This is a genomic window from Pantoea sp. UBA7232, assembly GCF_002473195.1.
In the GTDB taxonomy this organism is placed as follows: domain Bacteria; phylum Pseudomonadota; class Gammaproteobacteria; order Enterobacterales; family Enterobacteriaceae; genus Pantoea; species Pantoea eucrina.
Genome location: NZ_DKTK01000017.1, coordinates 78,370 through 99,245, shown reverse-complemented (window position 1 = coordinate 99,245; position 20,876 = coordinate 78,370). Strand labels below are relative to the sequence as shown.

Genomic DNA, 20,876 nt, shown 5'->3' with positions numbered 1-20,876 from the left:
CGGCGACCGGGCAGAGGGCGCCTGGCCGCGCCCTCTGCACTCCCCGGCCCTGCGCCAGCCCCGCCCGCCGCTGCGCGGTTCCCTCGCTCACGCCCGCTTCCCCGGGACCGGGCGCCATTCGCTCCTGCTCACCGCGCCCTTTCGCCGACGTCCTGTCGGCTCATCCCGGAACCGTGCCCTCCCTCGGCGGACCCGGATGGCGCTTCCCGCTGCGGCTGGTCTTTTTTTCTTTATGTTGCTTTTTCATGGCTGGCACTCCTGCGCCTGAGCTTCACACCTCGCCACTTTCAAGAATGAAAAAATGAATGTGCAGGCGGGGAGGGGGCGCCATCCGCAGCGCCGGGCGCAGAGTGACGGCCAGGGCGAGCCGGCAGGACGCCGGCGAGAGCGCGGGGTGAGCAGGAGCGAATCCGCGCGGTCCGTTAAGGCCGGAGGGATGCGTCCGGGAATTCGCGAGGACGGCGCGGGGCGCGGATTGCTAAGGGGCGCGCCCACCCGCCCCTTAGCCCGTCCGCATGCGAAAATGCCGCTGAAACTGCCAGAAGCCTGGCGGGCGGAACTCCCTCAGTGCCCCGCGCTGCTAAGCGCCCAGTCCCGCGCTGCCGCGCCCCTCCCCAGCAGACAAAGCAAACTGAAAACCGGCAGATAATGCGCCATTACTTCTGCGGTTGGGACAATTTTCCGAAACTCGTCGGCTTTTCACCTCGTCTGTTTACAGAAAATTCAGGACAGGCAAAATAGCGTTTATTTTCTCACCGTAATTGACTATGTCTGAAGAAGCCCTGCGTCAGCAGATCCAGAACCTGAAAAAACACAACGCGCGCCTGAAGCGCATTGCGCATGATGCGCGCAATAAACTCAGCGCCGCGCTGGATGGCACCGGACTCTGCCTGTGGCAGCTGGATATTCCCAGCGGCAAACTGGTGATATTCAACCGGCGCTGGGGGGCGATGCTCGGCTTTCAGCCGAAGGAGACTAAAGCGCGGTTTGATGCCTGGCGGGAGTGTCTGCATCCGGAAGATGCTGATGAGGTGCTGCGGGCGTTTTACGATCATATCGAAGGGCGGGCACCGTGGTATGAGGCGCTGCACCGTATGATTGGCAAAAATGGCAAAATTACCTGGGTGCTGGACCGCGGTCGCGTCAGCGAGTGGGATGCGGCGGGTAATCCACTGCGTGTGACCGGTACGCATATCGATATGACCAAAGAGAAAAATTATGAGGCTCAGCTTGCGCTGCTGGCGCATCACGATCCGCTGACGGGTCTCGCCAATCGCCATGCGCTCTCCGTTCAGTTTGCACAGATGCAGGCCGGAGGGCCGCTCTGCGTGGCGTTTATCGATCTGGACAACTTCAAACACGTCAATGATACGCTCGGTCATCGCAGCGGTGATGAAGTGCTGATCCAGCTCAGCCAGCGGATGCTGGACGCTCTGCCGCCTGTGGTGCTGGCAGGCAGGCTCGGCGGTGATGAGTTTGTGCTGCTGATGCCATTCCTGATCGACTACCCTAAAGTGCGGATTCTGGCGCAGGCGGTGCTGGAGGCGGCGCTGCAGCCGTTTGATGTCGACAACGGTCTCGCACAGATTGGCGCTTCAATCGGGGTGGCTCAGGTACGGGCAAAAGAGAGCTTTGATGATGCGCTGAAACGGGCGGACGAGGCGATGTATCAGGTGAAGCGTAACGGAAAACAGGGGATAAGGCTTGCTGCCTCCGGACAGGAGAGACGCGACGTTTAATTATTAAACGCATCCGCTGTCACCCCTGTTCGCGTAATGCGCCTAAACTTGTCTGTGATTATTGCTGCAGCGATCTCTGCCGGCAATAAAACTGCCTGTTATCGGCCACACACGGAGAATGAGATGAGCACTTTTCAGACTAAAGATGGCGTTACGCTCTGGTTTAAAGACTGGGGCAGCGGCCAGCCAGTGTTGTTCAGCCACGGCTGGCCGCTGGATGCGGATATGTGGGACAGCCAGCTGACTTTCCTCGCGGAGCGGGGCTATCGCGTTATCGCGTTTGACCGTCGCGGTTTTGGCCGCTCAGAGCAGCCGTGGGAAGGGTATAACTACGATACCTTCGCTGATGATATCCATGACCTGATCGAACATCTTCAGCTGGAAGAGATTACGCTGGTAGGGTTTTCAATGGGCGGAGGCGATGTCACGCGCTACATTGGCCGCTACGGCAGCGCAAAAGTAAAATCGCTGGTGCTGCTGGGTGCCGTAACGCCGGTGTTTGGCCGGAAAGCGGATCATCCGGAAGGTCCGGAACAGGCGGTCTTTGATGATATCAGGGCGGGATTACGCCAGGACCGTGCGCAGTTCATCAGCGATTTTGCCACGCCGTTTTATGGTCTGAATGCCGGACAGCAGGTTTCAGACGGGGTGCTGACCCAGACGCTCAATATCGCGTTGCTCGCTTCGCTGAAAGCGACTATCGACTGCGTTACGGCGTTTGCAGAGACGGACTTCCGGGATGATATCGCTAAAGTCGATGTGCCCACGCTGGTGATCCACGGCAGTAACGATCAGGTCGTACCCTTTGAGGCGACCGGCAAGCTGGCGCATGAGATGATTAAACATTCACAGCTGAAAGTGTATGACAATGCACCGCACGGCTTTGCTGTTACTCATCAGGATCGACTCAACGCCGACCTGCTCGCCTTTTTGCAGCAGCAGAAATAAAAAAAGGTCGCCTGCGGGCGACCTCCTCTGAACTGCAGGGCAGAGTTAATCTGCCAGCAGATGACCATACATCGTCAGCAGACGACGCGTCACGCCGTTGGTCCAGCCAAAACCGTCCTGCAGCGGATATTCGCCGCCGCCGCCCGGACGCGCCCGATCGCCGCTGATATCATATTTCTCAACCAGCTTGTGATGCAGCGAGTAGAAGTTTTTCACCGTCGTCAGCCAGTTCACCGCAATCTCAGTGGCCAGCGTCTCTTCACCGTAATGATTCAGCCCCACTACGGCCATCCACTGCAGCGGTGCCCAGGCGTTAGGCGCGTCCCACTGCTCGCCGCTCTCGACCATCGAGGTCAGCAGTCCGCCCTGCGTCAGCAGCAGCTGGCGCAGCGCAATGGCCTGCAGATGCGCCTGCTCAGGCGAAGCGAGGCCGAGGAACAGCGGTACAACCGCAGCGGCAGTAAAGGCGCCAAACCGCTCGTTGCGCCAGTCGTAGTCACGATAAACGCCTGCGGTGGTATCCCAGAGGTAACGGTTAATCGCCTGCTTGCGCGCATCCGCTTTTTTCTGCCACGCCAGCGCCGTCAGCTCTTCGCCCCGGGCGTGCGATAGCGTGGAGATCATCAGCTCCAGCTTGTAGAGAAACGCATTGAGATCGACCGGGATAAACTGCGTAGTACGGATACTCGCCAGTCGCTGCGGATCGCGTAGCCAGCGTGAAGAGTAATCCCAGCCGGATGCAGCACCGGCGCGCAGATCGCGGTAAACCTCACTGGCCGGACGGCTCGACTTGCTGGCCGTCTCCACATCTTCCACCCAGGATTCATCACGCGGTGTGTCGCGATCGTCCCAGTAGCGGTTGAGCAGAGAGCCGTCGGGCATGCGCACAACGTGACGATAAGCCTGATGCGGCATCAGCTCACCTGCGCCATCCATCCAGAACTGATATTCTTTCATCAGCTGGTCAAGGTAGCGTTTGGCACCGCGAATGCCATCCTCTTCAAACAGCTCCACCATCAGGGCAAATACCGGTGGCTGCGAGCGGCTGAGATAGTAAGTACGGTTTCCGTTAGGAATATGACCGTAGTTATCGATCAGCCAGGCAAAATTGTCCGCCATATGACGCAGCAGATCGTCACGTCCGGCATCAGCCAGCCCCAGCATGCTGAAATAGGAGTCCCAGTAATAGGTTTCGCCAAAGCGGCCGCCGGGTACCACGTAAGGTTTTGGCAGCGGCAGCAGCGAGGAGTGTGGCATATGCTGCTGAGGCATTTTTGTCAGCACCGGCCACAGATCATCGATGTGCTCTTTCAGCGTTTTATCCGGATTTGAGACATAAAAGCTCTCATTTACCTGCGGCAGGTAAAAGTGCTCATGAATAAACTTTTCCAGATCGAGATCGCCCGCCCGTTTGCGGCGACGATAGCGGATAAGAATATCCAGCGGATCGAATTTAGGCGCGCAGTCGGGAAATGTTTTGCTGTCAGCAAAAATATGAGAGGTCTGAACGTGTTCAAACATCTCCAGATAGCGATCGGCAGGCGTCAGCGCATCCGGTGCCGGCAGTCCCTGAATCAGCTCAGGTTCTGGCTCCGAATCTTCTGCGCCTTCACGCACGAACTCATGAGGATCGTATTGATACCCCAGATCAGCATGGGCTTCGTGTTCACCGAACACCTGGCGTGGCTGGTGGTTAGTATTAATAACAGCCTCCTGAAATTCCTGGTTGCTCAAAAGACAAATTATAGAGGGTTCGCGGTTGCAGACAACAATGCGAAATATCTATGAACGTAATAAATATTGTCGATGGATCGCCGTTTTTGCCTTTTTTTCAATATTAACAACGGCCTGTATTTAAAGATATTTAAGGTGTTTCTTAAATATACCTTCAGAAAGCGCACCGGATTAATCTGCAAATAAGAAAATCGCCAGTTTCAGGTGCCGCTCTCCCTTTTTTCTTGATCAATTTATGCGGTTGTTTTCTGCGCCCGTGCCCGACTTACGCGTTTCAGCCATCCGGGCGTCTGTGCATCCAGGAGATGCACAGGATCTCGCCGCGGTAAATTTTTGTGCCAGATGAGCAGGCGCTAAGCGAAAACGTTATTAATTACCTTTCGCTATAAACAGTTTTTTTTTAATTTTAATTTAACTAAAAAACGGCCGTGCAATAATTTTTACACTACGCTGGCGCAAACATCAGGCTGTCGTTTTGGTTGTTACCGTAATTAACAATCAAATGAACTGCTTAAAGAAGTAATCTCTTTTACAGCCGCTAAGCTTAATAACAACATTGTCACAATAGAGCAGGATAATTAACCTTAACTCAGTGATTTTAAACAGATAGTTTCTCGCAAAAACAATGATCTTAATCAAGATTTACTGGTATAGTTTTATTCACTCCTACTTTTCCGTTTGTTCCTGCCGGGGTTCTCACATTTGGCGGGAATTGATGACGGCGTAGCAGAAATTATTCTGTGCGCCATCTTTGTTAATAATAAGTAAAAATTCCGCGTAATTTTGTGGCAATGAGGTAAGCAATGTTTGGATTAGATGCTTTTCATCTGGCCAGGATACAGTTCGCGTTTACTGTCTCCTTCCATATTATCTTCCCGGCCATCACTATCGGGCTTGCCAGCTTTCTGGCAGTGCTTGAGGGGATGTGGCTGAAAACCCGTAACGAAACCTATCGCGATCTCTATCACTTCTGGTCGAAAGTGTTTGCGGTGAACTTCGGTATGGGGGTGGTCTCAGGTCTGGTTATGGCCTATCAGTTCGGGACCAACTGGAGCGGGTTTTCGCAGTTTGCCGGGAGTATTACCGGTCCGCTGCTGACCTATGAGGTGCTGACTGCCTTCTTCCTTGAGGCGGGCTTCCTCGGCGTCATGCTGTTTGGCTGGAACCGCGTCGGACCAGGCCTGCACTTCTTCGCCACCTGTATGGTCGCGTTAGGTACGCTGATCTCCACGTTCTGGATCCTCGCATCAAACAGCTGGATGCACACGCCGCAGGGCTACATCATCCAGAATGGTATTGTGGTGCCGGAAGACTGGTTCAAAATTGTGTTTAACCCCTCATTCCCTTATCGGCTGTTCCATATGTCGGTGGCGGCATTCCTTGCCAGCGCCTTCTTTGTGGGCGCGTCCGGGGCATGGCATCTGCTGCGCGGCAATGACAACCCGGCGATCCGCAAGATGTTCTCAATGGCGCTGTGGATGGCGCTGATTGTTGCTCCGATTCAGGCGATGATTGGCGATGCGCACGGCCTGAACACGCTGGAGCATCAGCCGGCAAAAATTGCTGCCATTGAAGGACACTGGGAAAACCCGCCGGGTGAAGCCACGCCGCTGATCCTGTTTGGTATTCCGGATATGGAAGAGGAGCGTACGAAGTATGCGCTGGAAATTCCTTATCTCGGCAGCCTGATCCTGACGCACAGTCTTGATAAACAGGTTCCGGCACTGAAAACCTTCCCGAAAGAGGATCGGCCTAATTCGCTGGTGATCTTCTGGTCGTTCCGCGTCATGGTGGCGATGGGGCTGCTGATGATCACGCTCGGCGTGTTCAGCCTGTGGCTGCGTTATAAACAGCGTCTTTACAGCTCACGACCGTTCCTGTGGTTTGCGCTGCTGATGGGACCATCGGGCCTGATCGCTATCCTTGCTGGCTGGTTCACCACTGAAATCGGACGTCAGCCGTGGGTGGTTTACGGCGTGCAGCGCACAATTGATGCGGTTTCAGCGCATGGCGACCTGCATATGAGTATCAGCCTGCTGGCCTTTATCCTGGTCTACTCATCGGTGTTTGGCGTGGGCTATGTCTATATGATGCGTCTGATCAAAAAAGGTCCGCACACCGGTGAAGGGAAAGATGTCCGTCACGGTGGTCCGGGTCAGGATAAGACGCCAGCGCGCCCGCTCTCTGCTGCACATGAGAGCCTGGATGCTTCGCAGGAGGGTAAATAAATGATCGATTTTTCCGTTATCTGGTTCGCCATCATCGTCTTTGCCACGCTGATGTATATCGTGATGGATGGCTTTGACCTGGGCATCGGTATTCTGTTTCCGTTTAACAAAGATGCCGTTGAGCGCGACATGATGGTTAACACCGTGGCGCCGGTCTGGGATGGTAATGAAACCTGGCTGGTGCTGGGCGGAGCAGGGCTGTATGGCGCCTTTCCGCTCGCCTATGCGGTGATCGCTGATGCACTGGCGATCCCGCTGACGGCTATGCTGATCGGCCTGATTTTCCGCGGTGTGGCGTTTGAATTTCGCTTCAAGGCGACTGAAGAGCATCGTGCATTCTGGGATAAATCGTTTATTGCCGGCTCGCTGCTGGCGACCTTCAGCCAGGGCGTGGCGGTCGGTGCGATGATCAACGGTTTCCCGGTTAAAGGACGTGAGTTTGCCGGTTCAGCTCTGGACTGGCTGGCCCCGTTCCCGCTGTTCTGCGGCGTGGGTCTGGTCGTGGCCTATGCGCTACTGGGCTGCACCTGGCTTATCATGAAAACCGAAAACGAACTGCACCGTAAAATGTCTGCGCTGGCTACGCCGCTGGTGATTGCGCTGCTGGTGATAGTCGGCATTATCAGCCTGTGGACGCCGTTTGCTCACGAAGCGATTTCGCAGCGCTGGTTTACCCGGCCAAACCTGTTCTGGTTCCTGCCGGTGCCGGTACTGGTTCTGCTCTGCTCGTGGGGGATCATGCGCGCCATCAAACGTGAGGCGCACTATTCGCCGTTCCTGCTGACGCTGGCGCTGATTTTCCTCGGCTTCTCCGGGCTTGGCATCAGCGTCTGGCCAAACATTATTCCGCCATCCGTAACCATCTGGGAAGCGGCATCGCCGCCGCAGAGCCAGGCCTTTATGCTGGTGGGCAGCCTGCTGATTATCCCGATGATTCTGGGCTATACCTTCTGGAGCTACTATGTGTTCCGCGGAAAAATCAAAGCTGACGCAGGATACCATTGAGATGCAAACGGAGGTCAGCAACATGAAACAGCACACTGAACACAAAGCGCCGCTCTGGAAGCGGGTGATGTGGCTGGTGATCATCTATGGTGCAAGCGTGCTGGCACTCGGCGTGGTGGCATCCCTGTTTCGTATGATGATGACCGCGGCAGGTATGCGTTCGCATTAATATCTGTCTGCAGCAGAGCGGCACAGCACAGCGTGCCGCTCGCCTTGCGTTAAAAAAAGTTAGTAACCTAAGCAATTAGTGCGCCGCCCTGAGCGGATCCTTTACTCTTCCTTACGTTGGTTAGGCGATTTTGTTATATTTATGTGACAAATAACGCATTAACGCGCGCTTTCCTGACTCATTCAATTAGAACCATGCTTAGCCTGAACCTGAAAAAGCAGTATATCTCTGACCTGGTTGACTGGATTGAAGCCAACCTGACCGATGAGCTTAATATCGATCTTATCACCCTGAAATCAGGCTATTCCAAATGGCATATGCAGCGCATGTTCAAGGAGATGACCGGCCAGACGCTGGCCTCCTACACGCGCAAACGCCGCCTGACTTTATCCGCTATGGCGCTTCGCTTAACCAGCATGCCGCTGATCGACATCGCCGTACGTTTTGGCTTCGACAATCAGCAAAATTTTACCCGCGTGTTCAAAAGCCATTTCTCGCTGACGCCTGGCGCCTATCGTCGTATTCCGGAAATGCGCATGAAAGCTTTTCACAGCCGCATCTCTGCGCCGCGCCCGTGGGTTAAAACACGGCTCGCCGAGAAACCGGAAATTCGTCTGAGTGGAGAGGTGGTGGAGTGGGAGTGCCGCTTTGGCGAATATATTGACCATCACAATCATATTGTGGCGCAGCATACACGCGACTTTATCGCCTTTGCCGGACAGCACGCCACGCGCGGCTGGCTCGGTTTTCAGTTCAGTCCCGGCGTGAGCTCGCTCGATCAGCAGCATATCAGCCTGTTTCAGGCGCTGGAGAGTGAGCACGCTGACGTTCTGCCGCAGCATGTGCAGAACTGGACCGGCGAGAGCGGGCTGTATGCAGAGATCGACTGGCATGGCGCGCCGGAAGAGATCAACGCCTTCACCGCCGAGATTTACTACAACCATCTGCCCGCGCTCGGCGTGGCACGCCGGCCCGGTAAAGATCTGCTCAGGCTCGATTTGAAATACAGTACGCCGCAGCTGCTGCAGGGCACCTTTCATATTCCGGTAGCACTGGAATAATCAGCAAATTGTGCGGCTAAATGTGACAAACCGCACAATTTTATAAACCCTGCGCCGGTAGCGGCGTAAAATTCTGCTCCGAAGCCTGACCTGCCGCGCCATGTGCTGGCAGCGCAGCATCAGGCTGGATGGCTCTCTGCATTCCCGGTCCGCTCCGGATCTTTAAATGAAACCCTAAATTATCATGCGACTTTTACCGTTGTTCTTGTCCGCGGCGCTTGCCGTTTTTTCATCGCTGGCCGGTGCGCAAATGGCTGAGCCATTTTCACCCCCCGGTGGCCTGCATCCGCACCAGCAGCGCTGTGCTCAGCAGGAAATTGTGGGTGATAACGCACTGCCTCAGTATGAAAACAGTGAGAACGTTTCTCGCTGCTGCAGCGATCTGCACGCCTGACACCTGCCGCCGCTCTCCGCTAATGCGACAACCGCATTTTTCGACATTGTTTCCCGGCGCGGTCACCGCTATCGTTTCGCCACGTAATGAGAATTATTTACATTAATTTAGCGTGGCGGCACAGGCGGAGTGCGCTGCTGCCGCTGCCGGGAGAAGTGAATTGTCACAGAAAAAGAGTCGTGCACCGCAGCGAGTGCGTAATGAGCTGCGCTTTCGTCATCTGACGGTAGCCAGCAAAACCCGTGTTGCCGGCGTCTTCTGGCGCATTGTATTTACCGGGGCCGATCTGGCAGGCTTTCATTCCCCCTCGTTTGACGATCACATCAAAGTCTTTTTTCCCTCCGGGCCGGGCTGCGATGTTGCGCTGCCGCAGCTGAGTGAAGAGGGCATCGTCTGGCCTGAGGGCGTGCGTCCCGCCGCGCGTGACTACACGCCGCTGGCGTTTAACGGCGTCGACTCTCTGATGCTCGATTTCTATATGCATGATGACGGAGTGGCGAGCGGCTGGGCAGCTGCGGCTAAGCCTGGCGACCGGATCGCGATGGGCGGGCCGCGCGGCTCCTGCATTATGCCGGTGGATTACGCCTGCCAGGTGTATGTCTGCGATGAAACCGGGCTGCCTGCTTTTAAGCGGCGCTATGCGGAGCTGCAGGCGCAGCACGTTCACCTGCTGGCGTTTACGGATGCCGCTATCGGACACGACTATCTGGGAGAGATGGAGGGCGTTACCGTTCACTGGCTGGGCAGCAACCGTATGGCGGCCACTACGCCAGCGCAGCTGACGGCAGAACTGGCTGCCATCGATTTTACCGGCGATGACTATTTTGTCTGGCTGACCGGAGAAGGCAATGCGGTGAAGCAGCTCAGCGACTATTTTACGCAGCAGCGCGGCGCGGATACGGACTTTGTCCGCGCCGTCGCCTACTGGCATCAAAAGTCACCTGAAAAGTAAGCAGCGGCAGATATCCCGCTGCCGGCGAGCGGCGCTAGCGCCGTTTGTCGGCATGGCCCAGTGAGCGATCCGGCCAGCAGTAGTCGCGCACGCGCTGTTTCAGCGTGACCGCATCCGGAAAACCGCCGTCGCGTTTGCGCTCCCAGATAACCTGACCATCCACGCTGATCTCAAAGACGCCGCCGGTACCAGGCTGCAGCGTGACCGCGCTGAGATCGTCGCTGAACGTCTGCAGCAGCTCCTGAGCCATCCACGCTGAACGCAGCATCCAGTTGCACTGGGTGCAGTAGTGCAGGGTAATCGCGGGCTTAGACATCGTTAACTCCCTGACGGCAATCCACTATCAGCCGGCCGCGCACGTTGCCCGCCAGCAGCTGTTCGGCACCTTCCTGCGCTTCGCTGAGCGGAATGATGCGGGTTATCTGCTGCAGCAGCGCGCTGTCGGCCTGTTCTGCCAGCCGCTGCCACACCTGCTGGCGCAGCGCCTGCGGACACATAACGCTATCGATACCGGTCAGCGTGACGCCGCGCAGAATAAAGGGGGCCACGCTGCCCGGCAGATCCAGTCCCTGCGCCATTCCGCACGCGGCCACCACGCCGTCGCGCCGCATCCCTGCCAGCACGTTGGCCAGCGTATGGCTACCCACGGTATCAATGGCGGCAGCCCAGCGCTCTTTTGTCAGCGGTTTACCCGGTTCGCTGAGTTCAGCACGATCGATTACCGCTGTGGCGCCCAGCGTATTGCACAGGTAGTCGCGCTCAGCCGTGCGTCCGCTGGCGGCGACCACCTCATATCCCAGGCGAGCCAGCAGGCTCACCGCAAAACTGCCTACGCCGCCGCTGGCTCCCGTTACCAGCACCGGGCCGTGCTGCGGAGTGATGCCCTGTTTTTCCAGCGCCATCACGCAGAGCATCGCGGTAAAGCCGGCGGTGCCTATCGCCATCGTCTGCTGCGGGCTGAGCGCATCCGGCACGCTGACCAGCCAGTCGCCGGAGACGCTGGCTTTCTGCGCCAGTCCTCCCCAGTGCTTTTCACCCACGCCCCAGCCGGTCAGCAGCGCCAGATCGTTCTGCTGCCACGCCGGATGGCGGCTGTGGGTCACGCGGCCCACAAAGTCGATGCCTGGCACCATGGGAAACTGGCGTACGATCGGCCCTATGTTGCAGATGGCGAGGGCATCTTTGTAATTCAGCGTGGAGTAGCTGATATCGAGGATAACATCCCGATCGGGAAGCTGTTGCTCGGAGAGATCCTGCAGGGAGGTGCGATACCCCTGCGCATCATTTTCAATGACTAATGCTTTGAACATGCCGCCTCCGGCGATGGGAAGTGTGCAGCCAATAGTACCCCTGATTGTGAGCGGCAGCAAAAAATGCCATTATCGCGACCGGCGGGTGTCCTGCACCGGTCACGCCGTTCCTTTCTGTGCCACTGGCACCCACTCATCCTGTTATGCCGGGGATTTGAGTTATGAACCCATTGAAAATAGCCGCCAGCGTGGCAATTGCGCCGGGCCTGAGCCTGAATACCACCCGCGATGTCGTGACGCTCGACACGACCGACTTTACTGACGTTGCCGCGGTGGTGCTCTCACTGGCGGATACGCGCAGCGGCGTACTGATGCTGCTGCGCCAGACCGGATTTAACCTGCCGGTATTTGTGGCTAACGCGTTTGATACTGCAGTGCTGGATCTGCCTGGCGTGACCGGAGAAATCAACGGCGCAGCTGAAGAGTGGCAGGCGCTGGAGCAGGCTGCGCAGCAGTATGAGGCCGCACTGCTGCCGCCTTTCTTTGATACCCTGACGCGCTACGTCGATATGCAGAATAGCACCTTCGCCTGCCCGGGCCATCAGGGCGGGGCGTTTTTCCGCCGCCATCCCGCCGGGCGGCAGTTTTATGAATTTTATGGTGAAAACCTGTTCCGCTCTGATATGTGTAATGCAGATGTCCGGCTGGGCGATCTGCTAATCCATGAAGGCTCGGCGAAAGATGCGCAAAAGTTTGCAGCCCGCGTTTTTAACGCCGACAAAACCTATTTTGTGCTGAACGGAACATCAAGCGCTAATAAAGTCGTCACCAATGCGCTGCTGACGCGCGGCGACCTGGTTCTGTTCGATCGCAATAACCATAAATCCAACCATCACGGCGTGCTGCTGCAGGCGGGCGCCACGCCAGTCTACCTGGAGGCGGCACGTAATCCGTTTGGCCTGATTGGCGGCATCGACGCGCACTGTTTCGATGAAAGCTATCTGCGGGCAGAGATCGCAAAGGTTAACCCTGAACGCGCCAGGCAGGCGCGGCCATTCCGGCTGGCGATTATCCAGCTCGGCACCTATGACGGCACCGTTTACAACGCGCGTCAGGTGGTGGACCGCATCGGTCATCTGTGCGACTACATTCTGTTTGACTCCGCGTGGCTCGGCTATGAACAGTTTATTCCGCTGATGGCAGCGGGTTCACCGCTGACGCTTACCCTGACGGAAGACGATCCGGGGATCTTTGTCACCCAGTCAGTACACAAACAGCTGGCGGGCTTTTCGCAGACCTCACAGATCCATAAAAAGGATAATCATATCCGTGGTCAGCAGCGCTTTTGCCCGCATAAGCGGCTGAACAACGCCTTTATGCTGCACGCCTCAACCAGCCCGTTTTATCCGCTGTTTGCCGCGCTGGATATCAACGCGCGTATGCACCAGGGCGAGGCAGGACGCAGCCTGTGGCACGACTGCGTCATACAGGGCATTGATGCGCGTAAAGCGATCCTGCAGCGCTGCACCATGATTAAACCGTTTCTGCCTGCTCAGGTACACGGCGCGCCGTGGCAGCAGGCAGACAGCGCCGCTATCGCCCGCGATCCGGCTTACTTTAGCTTTGAGCCCGACGCAGAGTGGCACGGCTTCAGCGGCTATGCGCCGGGCCAGTATCAGATTGACCCCTGCAAGCTGCTGCTTACCACGCCGGGCATCGACGCACGCAGCGGCGCGTACAGCGACTTTGGCATTCCGGCCACCATACTGGCGAACTATCTGCGTGAAAACGGCATCGTGCCGGAGAAGTGCGATCTCAACTCCATTCTGTTCCTGCTGACGCCGGCAGAAAGCGCGGAGAAGATGGCGCATCTGGTGGCGATGCTGGAGCAGTTTGAACAGCAGGTGCGCGAAGATGCGCCGCTGGCGGAAGTGCTGCCGAGCCTGTATCGCAAGCATGCGGAGCGCTATCGCGGCTATACGCTGCGCCGCCTCTGTCAGGAGATGCACGATCTCTACGTCAGTTTTGCCGTTAAAGATCTGCAGAAAGCGATGTTCCGCGCTGACTGTTTCCCGCCGGTAGCGGTCAATCCGCAGGATGCGCATCAGGCTTATATCCGCGGTGAAGTGGAGCTGGTGCCGGTCGCAGAAGCGGAAGGGCGCATCGCGGCGGAAGGGGCACTACCTTATCCACCGGGCGTGCTGTGCGTCGTGCCCGGCGAGGTGTGGGGCGGGGCGGTACAGCGCTACTTCCTCGCGCTGGAAGCGGGCATCAACCAGCTGCCGGGCTTTTCACCGGAGCTGCAGGGTGTGTATATCGCGGAACAGAGCAGCGGCTATAAGCAGCTGGTGGCGAATATGCTGACCTGAGCGTATCGCGCCCTGACCCGATCGGGCAGGGCGCGACAATCCGGCGCATTTAATAGCGGTGATAGCTGCGCTGCGCCTGGTTAACTTTATAGAGATAACGACGCGACTCGGCAGAAGGATGGCGGCTGGTCAGCGTCTGGTAGACATCGGCTGGCGACATATCGTTGATCAGCGAAAATGCGCGATCTTTATCGCTGGAGAAGACGCGCAGTACGCTGCCGGCACCGCCGTTATACGCGGTGATCACCGCATAGCGACGCGAAGTGGGATCCTGAATGCCGCCCAGATAGCTTTTCTGCAGCAGCGACAGATAAGCCGTACCGGCATCGATGTTGTTTTCCGGGTCCAGCAGATAACTGCGGCTCGGCTTGCCCCATTTACCTTTCATGCGGAAAACATCAACGCCGGCAGTATGCTGCACCACCTGCATCAGCCCCAGCGCATCAGCGTGGCTGACCGCATAGGGGTTAAAGCTCGATTCGGTCTGCATAATCGCCAGAATCAGTGAGGCATCGACACCATACTGCTCAGCAGATTTGCGCACCATCGGCAGATACTTATGTGCACGCTTGTCGAGATGGTTCGGCACCATCGGAATGGTTACCGACCAGATCACATGCAGCCCGGCGGTGCGTTTTTGCAGTTTGTTCTGGATCAGGTAGTCCGCAAAGCTGGCGGCGCGCCCCTGCCAGCGGATCGGCTGCCCGGTATTATCCAGCACCTGGCCATACAGCAGCGGCTCTTTACTGATCTTAATATCGTTAGCGTCAGAGTAGAGATCGACATTGCCCGGATCGTCGCCGATCAGCAGGGTGGTGACGATCGCCTGGCGCAGGCTGGCCATAGGATCGGTACCGGAGATGGTCTCAATGGTGATACTACCCTTGTCGAAGTTGATGTGACTGCGGGTGTAGTAGCTGTCACTGTACTTCACATAATCTTTCGGCCCGGCGATAAGGACTTCATTAATGCCCCAGATATTTTCAATATTGGCGGCAAACTGTCCCATCAGAATGTCAAAGCCGTTGGTATCTTTAACCCACTCTTCGTGATACTGCGATTTTTTTTGTCCGGAGCAGGAGATTAATAGCGGCGCGATCGCCAGCAGGGCTATCAGTTTTTTATTCATCGTGAATCTGTGCCTGACTCAAAAAAGCGGGCCTCAAAGGAAGGCCCGGAACGGTTATTTTTCTGGCGGGGTAAAACCTTCGATATGCACATCTTTGCCTTCAAACAGGAAATTGACCATCTCCTTTTCCAGCACTTTGCGATCTTCCGGATTCATCATGTTGAGCTTTTTCTCGTTGATCAACATGGTCTGTTTCGACATCCACTGCTGCCAGGCTTCTTTAGAAATCTCATTATAGATGCGCTTGCCCAGCTCGCCGGGATAGAGCTGAAAGTCCTGGCCTTCAGCGTCACGTTGCAGATAGGTACAAAAAATGGTGCGGCTCATTACTCTTCCTCTTCGATCGCGCGCGATGACAGTGACAGCTGCTGCGGATGGCGTAATTCATGCAGTAAACGCTCTACCGGGGCAGCAAGGCCCACTGACGGTGGTTGCGCTAAGTTATACCAGAGACCGCCCGCTTCATCCATCAGCGACCCGGCGGATGGCTCTGCCAGCCACATCGGCACAATATCCAGATGGAAATGGCTAAAGGTGTGGCGAAATGCCGTCAGCTGCTGCAGATCGCCGCTAATACCGTGCTGTGTCAGCCACTCCCGCAGTGCATCCTCGCTGCTAAACTGCGGAAAGCAGTAAAGGCCGCCCCACAGTCCCGTGGGCGGGCGCTGCGCCAGCCAGACATTATCGCCATTCTGCATCAGTAAAAACCAGCCGCTGCGCACCGGCAGAGTGACTTTGGGCTTTTTGCCCGGATAGTCAGCCCAGCTCTGGCTGGCATACGCCTCGCAGCCGCTATTGAGCGGGCAGATTTCGCACTTTGGCCGTGAACGGGTGCAGACCAGGGCACCCAGATCCATCATCGCCTGATTAAACTGGCTGACGCCCTGCGCTGGCGTCACTGCTTCGCTGATCTGCCACAGCTGCTTTTCAACCTCTTTTTTGCCAGGCCAGCCGCCTATGGCGTAGCAGCGTGCCAGCACACGTTTGACGTTGCCATCCAGAATCGGAAAGTGCAGGCCAAGCGACAGTGAAAGGATCGCCCCGGCGGTCGAGCGACCCACGCCCGGCAGAGCAGCAATTGCCGTGAAGTCCGGCGGGAACTCACCGCCGTGCTGATCCACGACCTGTTTAGCCGCTTTATGCAGGTTGCGCGCCCGCGCATAGTAGCCGAGGCCGGTCCAGAGATGCAGCACTTCATCCAGCGGCGCGGCAGCAAGATCGCGCACGGTGGGGAAGCGCGCCATAAAACGTTCAAAATAGGGAATAACCGTGGCAACCTGCGTCTGCTGCAGCATGACCTCTGAAAGCCACACTTTGTAGGGCGTCTTTTCCAGCTGCCATGGCAGCGTTTTACGGCCAAAGCGGTCATACCACTTCAGCACCTGTTGCGCGAATTGCGACGCCTGCATCATATGAAGGAAATTTTCCGTGTTTACTCTACAATCAGGCAGGAATTGCAGCACAGAGCGTCAGGGGTGTAAACCGGAAGATTGCAAAGGCTTGCTTCTGACCTTTAACTTTGCATAATGCCCGTTTCCCCGAACAGGCTAACCAGCAGGCTTCAACATGATAAATGACGTCATCACTCCGGAATTTGATGAAAACGGGCGGCCGCTGCGCCGTATCCGCAGCTTCGTACGCCGCCAGGGGCGGTTAACGAAAGGCCAACAGCTCGCGCTGGATCAATACTGGCCGGTGATGGGCGTTGAGTATCAGCCCGCGCCGCTGGACATGACCGCGCTGTTCGGGCGTGACGCACCGCTGGTACTGGAGATCGGTTTTGGTATGGGCGCCTCGCTGGTCACCATGGCGCAAAATAATCCGCAGCAGAACTTCCTGGGCATTGAAGTGCATGCGCCGGGCGTAGGTGCCTGCCTGGCATCTGCGAAAGAAGCGGGCGTGGAGAATCTGCGGGTCATGTGCCATGACGCGGTAGAAGTGCTGGAGCATATGATCCCGGATAACTCTCTGCGCATGGTGCAGCTTTTCTTCCCGGATCCGTGGCACAAAGCGCGTCACAATAAACGCCGTATCGTGCAGGCGCCGTTTGCTGAACTGGTGCATCGCAAGCTGAAGCTTGGCGGCGTGTTTCATATGGCCACCGACTGGGAAGATTACGCGACCCATATGCTGGAGGTGATGAACAGCGTAGCGGGTTACGTTAATCAGTCAGCCACCCAGGATTACGTGCCGCGTCCCGAGACGCGTCCATTGACTAAATTTGAGCAGCGCGGGCAGCGACTGGGCCATGGCGTGTGGGATCTGATGTTTGAGAGGGTAAAATAATGGCCGTACAGCGCAGTCGTCGTTTACGTAAGAAACTGCATATTGATGAGTTTCAGGAGCTGGGTTTCTCCGTAGCATGGCGTTTTGCCGAGGGAACCACCGAAGAGCAGATTGATGCCACGCTGGATCAGTTTATCACTGAGGTGATCGATCCAAACGGTCTGGCTTATGACGGCAGTGGTTATCTGGTATGGGAAGGCCTGGTCTGCATGCAGCAGACCGGAAAGTGCACCGATGAGCATCGTGAACTGGTGCGCAAGTGGCTGGAAGGGCGTGAATTGTCTGATATCCAGATAACGGAACTCTTCGACGTCTGGTGGGACTAAGTTGTAGTGCGACATTCGGCTGCGCATGAAGGCGCGCCCTGTAATGTTTTGCACCAGGGGCGCATTAATGCGCCCCCTGCGATGTAATTTGCCGCAGGGGCGCCATTCATGGCGCCCGTTGTAACACCGCGCCAGAGGCGCATTAATGCGCCCCCTACAATGTAATTTGCCGCAGGGGCGCCATTTATGGCGCCCGCGCCATTGGCCGCACAATACCCACCCCGCACAGCACATTCAGGAGATCTCATGATTCGTAAGGCTCTGTTCGCCGCGCTACTGCTGACGGCAGCGCAGGCACACGCTGACTACCAGTGCAGCGTTAATCCGCAGGATGATGTGGTGATCACCCCACAAAGCGTTCAGGTTGTCGGCAGCAACGGCAATCTCACGATGACTCCACAGGGTGATGTCACCTTTAACGGCAAAACGGTTACCGTTGATAACGCGGCACGTCAGCAGGCGATTGATTACCAGAGCGCGCTGCGTCGCGATTTGCCGTGGGTCAGCAACGGCGCAAAAACGCGCCTTGAACGCGGGCGCGCCGCACTGGATAAAGTGATCGTTGAGAAACTGGGCAGCGACAGCAATGTGCGCAACCGCCTGACCACGCTGGATGGCCAGCTGAAGCAGCAGATGAATCGCATCATTGAGCAGCGCCAGGATGGCCTGACGTTCCACCACCAGGCAATAAACCAGGTGCGCGCTGACGGACAGAAGCTGGTACAGAGCACGCTGGGCGGCGTACTGCAGGATAGCCTGAATGAGATGGGCACGCAGCAGGCGACCAGCGGCAGTAATCCGCTGCAGGCGCTGATGGGCAATCTGGGTGGTCTGCAGCAGTCGATTCAGACTGAATGGAACAACCAGGAGCGCGATTTCCAGAACTTTGGCCATGAGGTCTGCAACCGGGTCATCGCGCTGGAAAACCAGCGTAAAACGCTGGTGAAGAGTATTAACTAGCAAAAAAAGAGCGGCCACCGGGCCGCTCTGATTACATAAACAGTTCCAGCAACGAATTCAGGAACAGTTTGCCTTTCTCGGTGATCTGCCACTCGCTGGCGCTCTCAGTGACATAGCCTGCGGCGATAGCCTGATCCATTTGCACGCGGATCGCCTGCTCATCCAGCCCGGTATAGCGCTGAAACTCCGCGCGCGGTGCCGCTTCCAGCAGCCGGAACCGGTTCATAAAGAACTCAAACGGCTTATCTTCGTTTGCCACCTCATGCTGTTTATCAAGGTAGTTGCCCTTCATAAAGCCGCGCGGGTGTCGGGTTTTTACCGTCCGCACAATGCGACCATCAGGCTGCGTCAGCTTGCCGTGTGCACCGCAGCCGATACCGAGGTAATCTCCGAAGCGCCAGTAGTTGAGGTTGTGCTCACAGCGATAGCCCGGTTTCGCGTAGGCTGAGGTTTCATACTGCTGATAGCCGGCAGCCGTCAGCAGCTGATGTCCCTGCTCGTAGATATCCCACAGCGCATCATCATCCGGCAGCTGCGGCGGTCGTGAGCCAAACAGCGTGTTCGGCTCAATGGTCAGCTGATACCAGGAGAGATGCGGCGGGTTAAGCGCAATTGCCTGACGGAGATCGTCCAGCGCCTCTTCCAGCGACTGGTCAGGCAGGCCATGCATCAGATCCAGATTAAAACTGCGCAGCCCGAGCGCGGCGGCCAGTTCAGCGGCGCGTTTCGCCTCCTGCGGTCCATGAATACGCCCCAGCCGCTCCAGCTTCTGCGGACTAAAACTCTGCACGCCGATGGAAATGCGATTGATCCCCGCGGCCTGATAGCCGCTGAAGCGATCGGCTTCCACCGTGCCGGGATTCGCTTCCATGGTGATCTCCGCATCAGCCGCCAGCGGCAGGCGCGCCCGTACGCCATCCATCAGCGTCTGCATCGCGTGGCTGCTCAGCAGGCTTGGCGTGCCGCCGCCAATAAAGATTGTGCGTACCTCGCGTCCGGCGGTCAGAGGCAGGTCCTGCTCAAGATCCTGCAGCAGGTGCTGCACATACTCCAGATGCGGGACTTCCCCTTTCAACGCGTGTGAGTTGAAGTCGCAGTAGGGGCACTTTTGTACGCACCACGGAATATGGATGTAGAGGCTCAGCGGTGGTAACTCAGCCATTGCGCATCGCGTCCAGCAGCAGCGTTAACGCTTTACCCCGGTGGGAGAGGGCACGCTTATCCTCTTTGCTCAGTTCAGCGGCGGTTTTACCCGCTTCCGGTACAAAGAAGATGGGATCGTAGCCAAAGCCGCCTTCACCGGCCGCCGTACGGGTAATTTCGCCCGCCCAGCTGCCGTGAAACACCAGCGGTACCGGGTCAGCGGCGTGCCGCACATAGACCAGCACACAGTGAAACTGCGCCTGACGCGCGCCATCCGGCACATTTTCCAGCGCCAGCAGCAGCTTCTCCAGATTTTGCTGGTCGCTGGCTTCTGCGCCAGCATAGCGTGCGGAGTAGATGCCGGGCGCGCCGCCCAGCGCATCTACCGCCAGACCGGAATCATCCGCGATAGCCGGCAGGCCGGTTATCTGCGCCGCGTGACGCGCTTTAAGCAGCGCATTTTCAATGAAGGTCAGACCGGTCTCTTCGGCTGACTCCACGCCAAGCTCCGTTTGCGCCACGATATCCAGCCCGAAATCAGCGAGCAGATCGGCCAGTTCGCGAACTTTGCCCGGATTACCGGTTGCGAGAACAACTTTTTGCATAACAGTTCCAGATTAACAAATTACAGCAGATACCAGAGACCCGGGAACAGGTCCATGCCAAGGAAATTCAGCGCATAGAGCACCAGAATGACAATCATGGCGGAGAAGTCGATACCGCCCATAGCGGGCAGCATACGGCGAATAGGTGCCATCAGCGGTTCGGTAAGCTGTATCAGCACGTGATCCAGCGGCCCGCGTCCCTGACTGATCCAGCTCATCAGCGAGCGGATAATAATGACCCAGAACACCAGATTACCGGCTGACTTCAGCAGCGACAGCAGTCCTACCAGCAGATTGGTGGGATCAACCGAGAAAGCGCCGACCTGAATCAGCAGCAGAATCGGATACTTCAGCGTGGTCAGCACAAACGCCAGCAGCAGCGAGGCGGTATCGATGGGGCCGATAGCGGGCAGCACGCGACGCAGCGGTTTGATCACCGGCTGCGTAATCTTCACCACAAACTGCGCCAGCGGATTGTAGAAGTCGCAGCGTGACCACTGCATCCAGATACGCAGCAGCAGTACCATGACGTAGAGATCGATCAGCGTTTTGACTAAAAACGTCAGTGTTAACATGGA

21 protein-coding genes are annotated in these 20,876 nt (G+C 56.9%); 12 read left to right on the top strand and 9 right to left on the bottom strand.

The annotated features are described in order from the left end of the window. Nucleotides 1–767: 767 nt before the first annotated feature. Nucleotides 768–1,739, top strand: coding sequence for a sensor domain-containing diguanylate cyclase (locus B4056_RS14490; protein ID WP_094111538.1), 972 nt, complete (start codon nucleotides 768–770; stop codon nucleotides 1,737–1,739). 123 nt (nucleotides 1,740–1,862) lie between these two features. Beyond that, complete coding sequence (locus B4056_RS14485; protein WP_071668595.1) at nucleotides 1,863–2,687, top strand: alpha/beta fold hydrolase; 825 nt, start codon at nucleotides 1,863–1,865, stop codon at nucleotides 2,685–2,687. A gap of 45 nt (nucleotides 2,688–2,732) precedes the next feature. Here the strand turns inward: B4056_RS14485 and treF are convergent, their stop codons facing one another. Continuing rightward, entirely contained in the window at nucleotides 2,733–4,391 is a 1,659-nt protein-coding gene (gene treF, locus B4056_RS14480; protein ID WP_094111541.1) for an alpha,alpha-trehalase TreF, read from the bottom strand. 833 nt (nucleotides 4,392–5,224) lie between these two features. On the opposite strand from treF, the gene B4056_RS14475 reads away from it, so the two are divergent. From B4056_RS14475 to B4056_RS14450, 6 genes are all read left to right on the top strand, one after another. Further along, nucleotides 5,225–6,649: a cytochrome ubiquinol oxidase subunit I gene (locus B4056_RS14475; RefSeq protein WP_039380115.1), complete on the top strand. Its 1,425-nt coding sequence runs from the start codon at nucleotides 5,225–5,227 to the stop codon at nucleotides 6,647–6,649. Continuing rightward, on the top strand, nucleotides 6,650–7,654 hold the full coding sequence (gene cydB / locus B4056_RS14470) for a cytochrome d ubiquinol oxidase subunit II (protein ID WP_039380114.1): 1,005 nt from the start codon (nucleotides 6,650–6,652) through the stop codon (nucleotides 7,652–7,654). It abuts the gene before it with no gap. Between the two features lie 22 nt (nucleotides 7,655–7,676). After that, entirely contained in the window at nucleotides 7,677–7,823 is a 147-nt protein-coding gene (locus B4056_RS14465; RefSeq protein WP_369826793.1) for a DUF2474 domain-containing protein, read from the top strand. A gap of 194 nt (nucleotides 7,824–8,017) precedes the next feature. Beyond that, the gene (locus tag B4056_RS14460; protein ID WP_039380113.1) at nucleotides 8,018–8,884 is read left to right on the top strand and encodes a helix-turn-helix domain-containing protein; all 867 of its coding nucleotides are present in this window, start codon (nucleotides 8,018–8,020) and stop codon (nucleotides 8,882–8,884) included. A 250-nt stretch (nucleotides 8,885–9,134) separates the two neighbouring features. Continuing rightward, nucleotides 9,135–9,278 carry a cytochrome P450 gene (locus B4056_RS14455; protein WP_233496306.1) on the top strand — a complete coding sequence of 48 codons (144 nt, stop codon included), beginning with the start codon at nucleotides 9,135–9,137 and terminating at the stop codon, nucleotides 9,276–9,278. Nucleotides 9,279–9,438: 160 nt separating this feature from the next. Continuing rightward, nucleotides 9,439–10,230 carry a siderophore-interacting protein gene (locus B4056_RS14450; RefSeq protein ID WP_094111536.1) on the top strand — a complete coding sequence of 264 codons (792 nt, stop codon included), beginning with the start codon at nucleotides 9,439–9,441 and terminating at the stop codon, nucleotides 10,228–10,230. Nucleotides 10,231–10,264: 34 nt separating this feature from the next. Here B4056_RS14450 and B4056_RS14445 read toward each other — a convergent pair whose 3' ends face one another. Together B4056_RS14445 and B4056_RS14440 are read right to left on the bottom strand one after the other, a co-directional pair. Further along, a complete protein-coding gene (locus B4056_RS14445) occupies nucleotides 10,265–10,546 on the bottom strand; it encodes a SelT/SelW/SelH family protein (protein ID WP_039380110.1) in 282 nt (93 codons plus the stop codon). Beyond that, the gene (locus tag B4056_RS14440) at nucleotides 10,539–11,540 is read right to left on the bottom strand and encodes an MDR family oxidoreductase (RefSeq protein WP_094111535.1); all 1,002 of its coding nucleotides are present in this window, start codon (nucleotides 11,538–11,540) and stop codon (nucleotides 10,539–10,541) included. Before B4056_RS14440 ends, B4056_RS14445 begins: the two co-directional genes overlap by 8 nt. Nucleotides 11,541–11,701: 161 nt before the next feature. On the opposite strand from B4056_RS14440, the gene B4056_RS14435 reads away from it, so the two are divergent. Beyond that, entirely contained in the window at nucleotides 11,702–13,849 is a 2,148-nt protein-coding gene (locus B4056_RS14435) for an ornithine decarboxylase (protein ID WP_288655100.1), read from the top strand. A 49-nt stretch (nucleotides 13,850–13,898) separates the two neighbouring features. Here B4056_RS14435 and mltC read toward each other — a convergent pair whose 3' ends face one another. The 3 genes from mltC to mutY are packed head-to-tail and all read right to left on the bottom strand — an operon-like array spanning nucleotide 13,899 to nucleotide 16,390. Next, nucleotides 13,899–14,978 (bottom strand): membrane-bound lytic murein transglycosylase MltC, encoded by a 1,080-nt coding sequence (gene mltC / locus B4056_RS14430; protein ID WP_039380107.1) that lies wholly within the window; start codon nucleotides 14,976–14,978, stop codon nucleotides 13,899–13,901. Between the two features lie 54 nt (nucleotides 14,979–15,032). Next, nucleotides 15,033–15,305, bottom strand: a complete 273-nt coding sequence (locus tag B4056_RS14425) for an oxidative damage protection protein (RefSeq protein WP_039380106.1) — start codon at nucleotides 15,303–15,305, stop codon at nucleotides 15,033–15,035. Beyond that, entirely contained in the window at nucleotides 15,305–16,390 is a 1,086-nt protein-coding gene (gene mutY / locus B4056_RS14420; protein WP_288655099.1) for an A/G-specific adenine glycosylase, read from the bottom strand. The genes B4056_RS14425 and mutY overlap by 1 nt, the downstream gene beginning before the upstream one ends. Before the next feature lie 154 nt (nucleotides 16,391–16,544). Here mutY and trmB point away from each other — a divergent pair, with 154 nt between their 5' ends. The 3 genes from trmB (at nucleotide 16,545) to B4056_RS14405 (ending at nucleotide 18,550) form a co-directional block, all read left to right on the top strand. After that, nucleotides 16,545–17,264, top strand: a complete 720-nt coding sequence (gene trmB / locus B4056_RS14415) for a tRNA (guanosine(46)-N7)-methyltransferase TrmB (RefSeq protein WP_039380104.1) — start codon at nucleotides 16,545–16,547, stop codon at nucleotides 17,262–17,264. Beyond that, nucleotides 17,264–17,590 carry a YggL family protein gene (locus tag B4056_RS14410; RefSeq protein ID WP_071668591.1) on the top strand — a complete coding sequence of 109 codons (327 nt, stop codon included), beginning with the start codon at nucleotides 17,264–17,266 and terminating at the stop codon, nucleotides 17,588–17,590. The genes trmB and B4056_RS14410 overlap by 1 nt, the downstream gene beginning before the upstream one ends. 246 nt (nucleotides 17,591–17,836) lie before the next feature. Continuing rightward, nucleotides 17,837–18,550, top strand: coding sequence for a DUF2884 domain-containing protein (locus tag B4056_RS14405; RefSeq protein WP_094111533.1), 714 nt, complete (start codon nucleotides 17,837–17,839; stop codon nucleotides 18,548–18,550). 31 nt (nucleotides 18,551–18,581) lie between these two features. Here B4056_RS14405 and hemW read toward each other — a convergent pair whose 3' ends face one another. The 3 genes from hemW to B4056_RS14390 are packed head-to-tail and all read right to left on the bottom strand — an operon-like array spanning nucleotide 18,582 to nucleotide 20,873. Beyond that, a complete protein-coding gene (gene hemW, locus B4056_RS14400) occupies nucleotides 18,582–19,712 on the bottom strand; it encodes a radical SAM family heme chaperone HemW (protein WP_094111532.1) in 1,131 nt (376 codons plus the stop codon). Continuing rightward, complete coding sequence (gene rdgB / locus B4056_RS14395; protein ID WP_104085455.1) at nucleotides 19,705–20,298, bottom strand: RdgB/HAM1 family non-canonical purine NTP pyrophosphatase; 594 nt, start codon at nucleotides 20,296–20,298, stop codon at nucleotides 19,705–19,707. Before rdgB ends, hemW begins: the two co-directional genes overlap by 8 nt. Nucleotides 20,299–20,318: 20 nt before the next feature. After that, nucleotides 20,319–20,873, bottom strand: coding sequence for a YggT family protein (locus tag B4056_RS14390; RefSeq protein WP_039380096.1), 555 nt, complete (start codon nucleotides 20,871–20,873; stop codon nucleotides 20,319–20,321). Nucleotides 20,874–20,876: the final 3 nt, after the last annotated feature.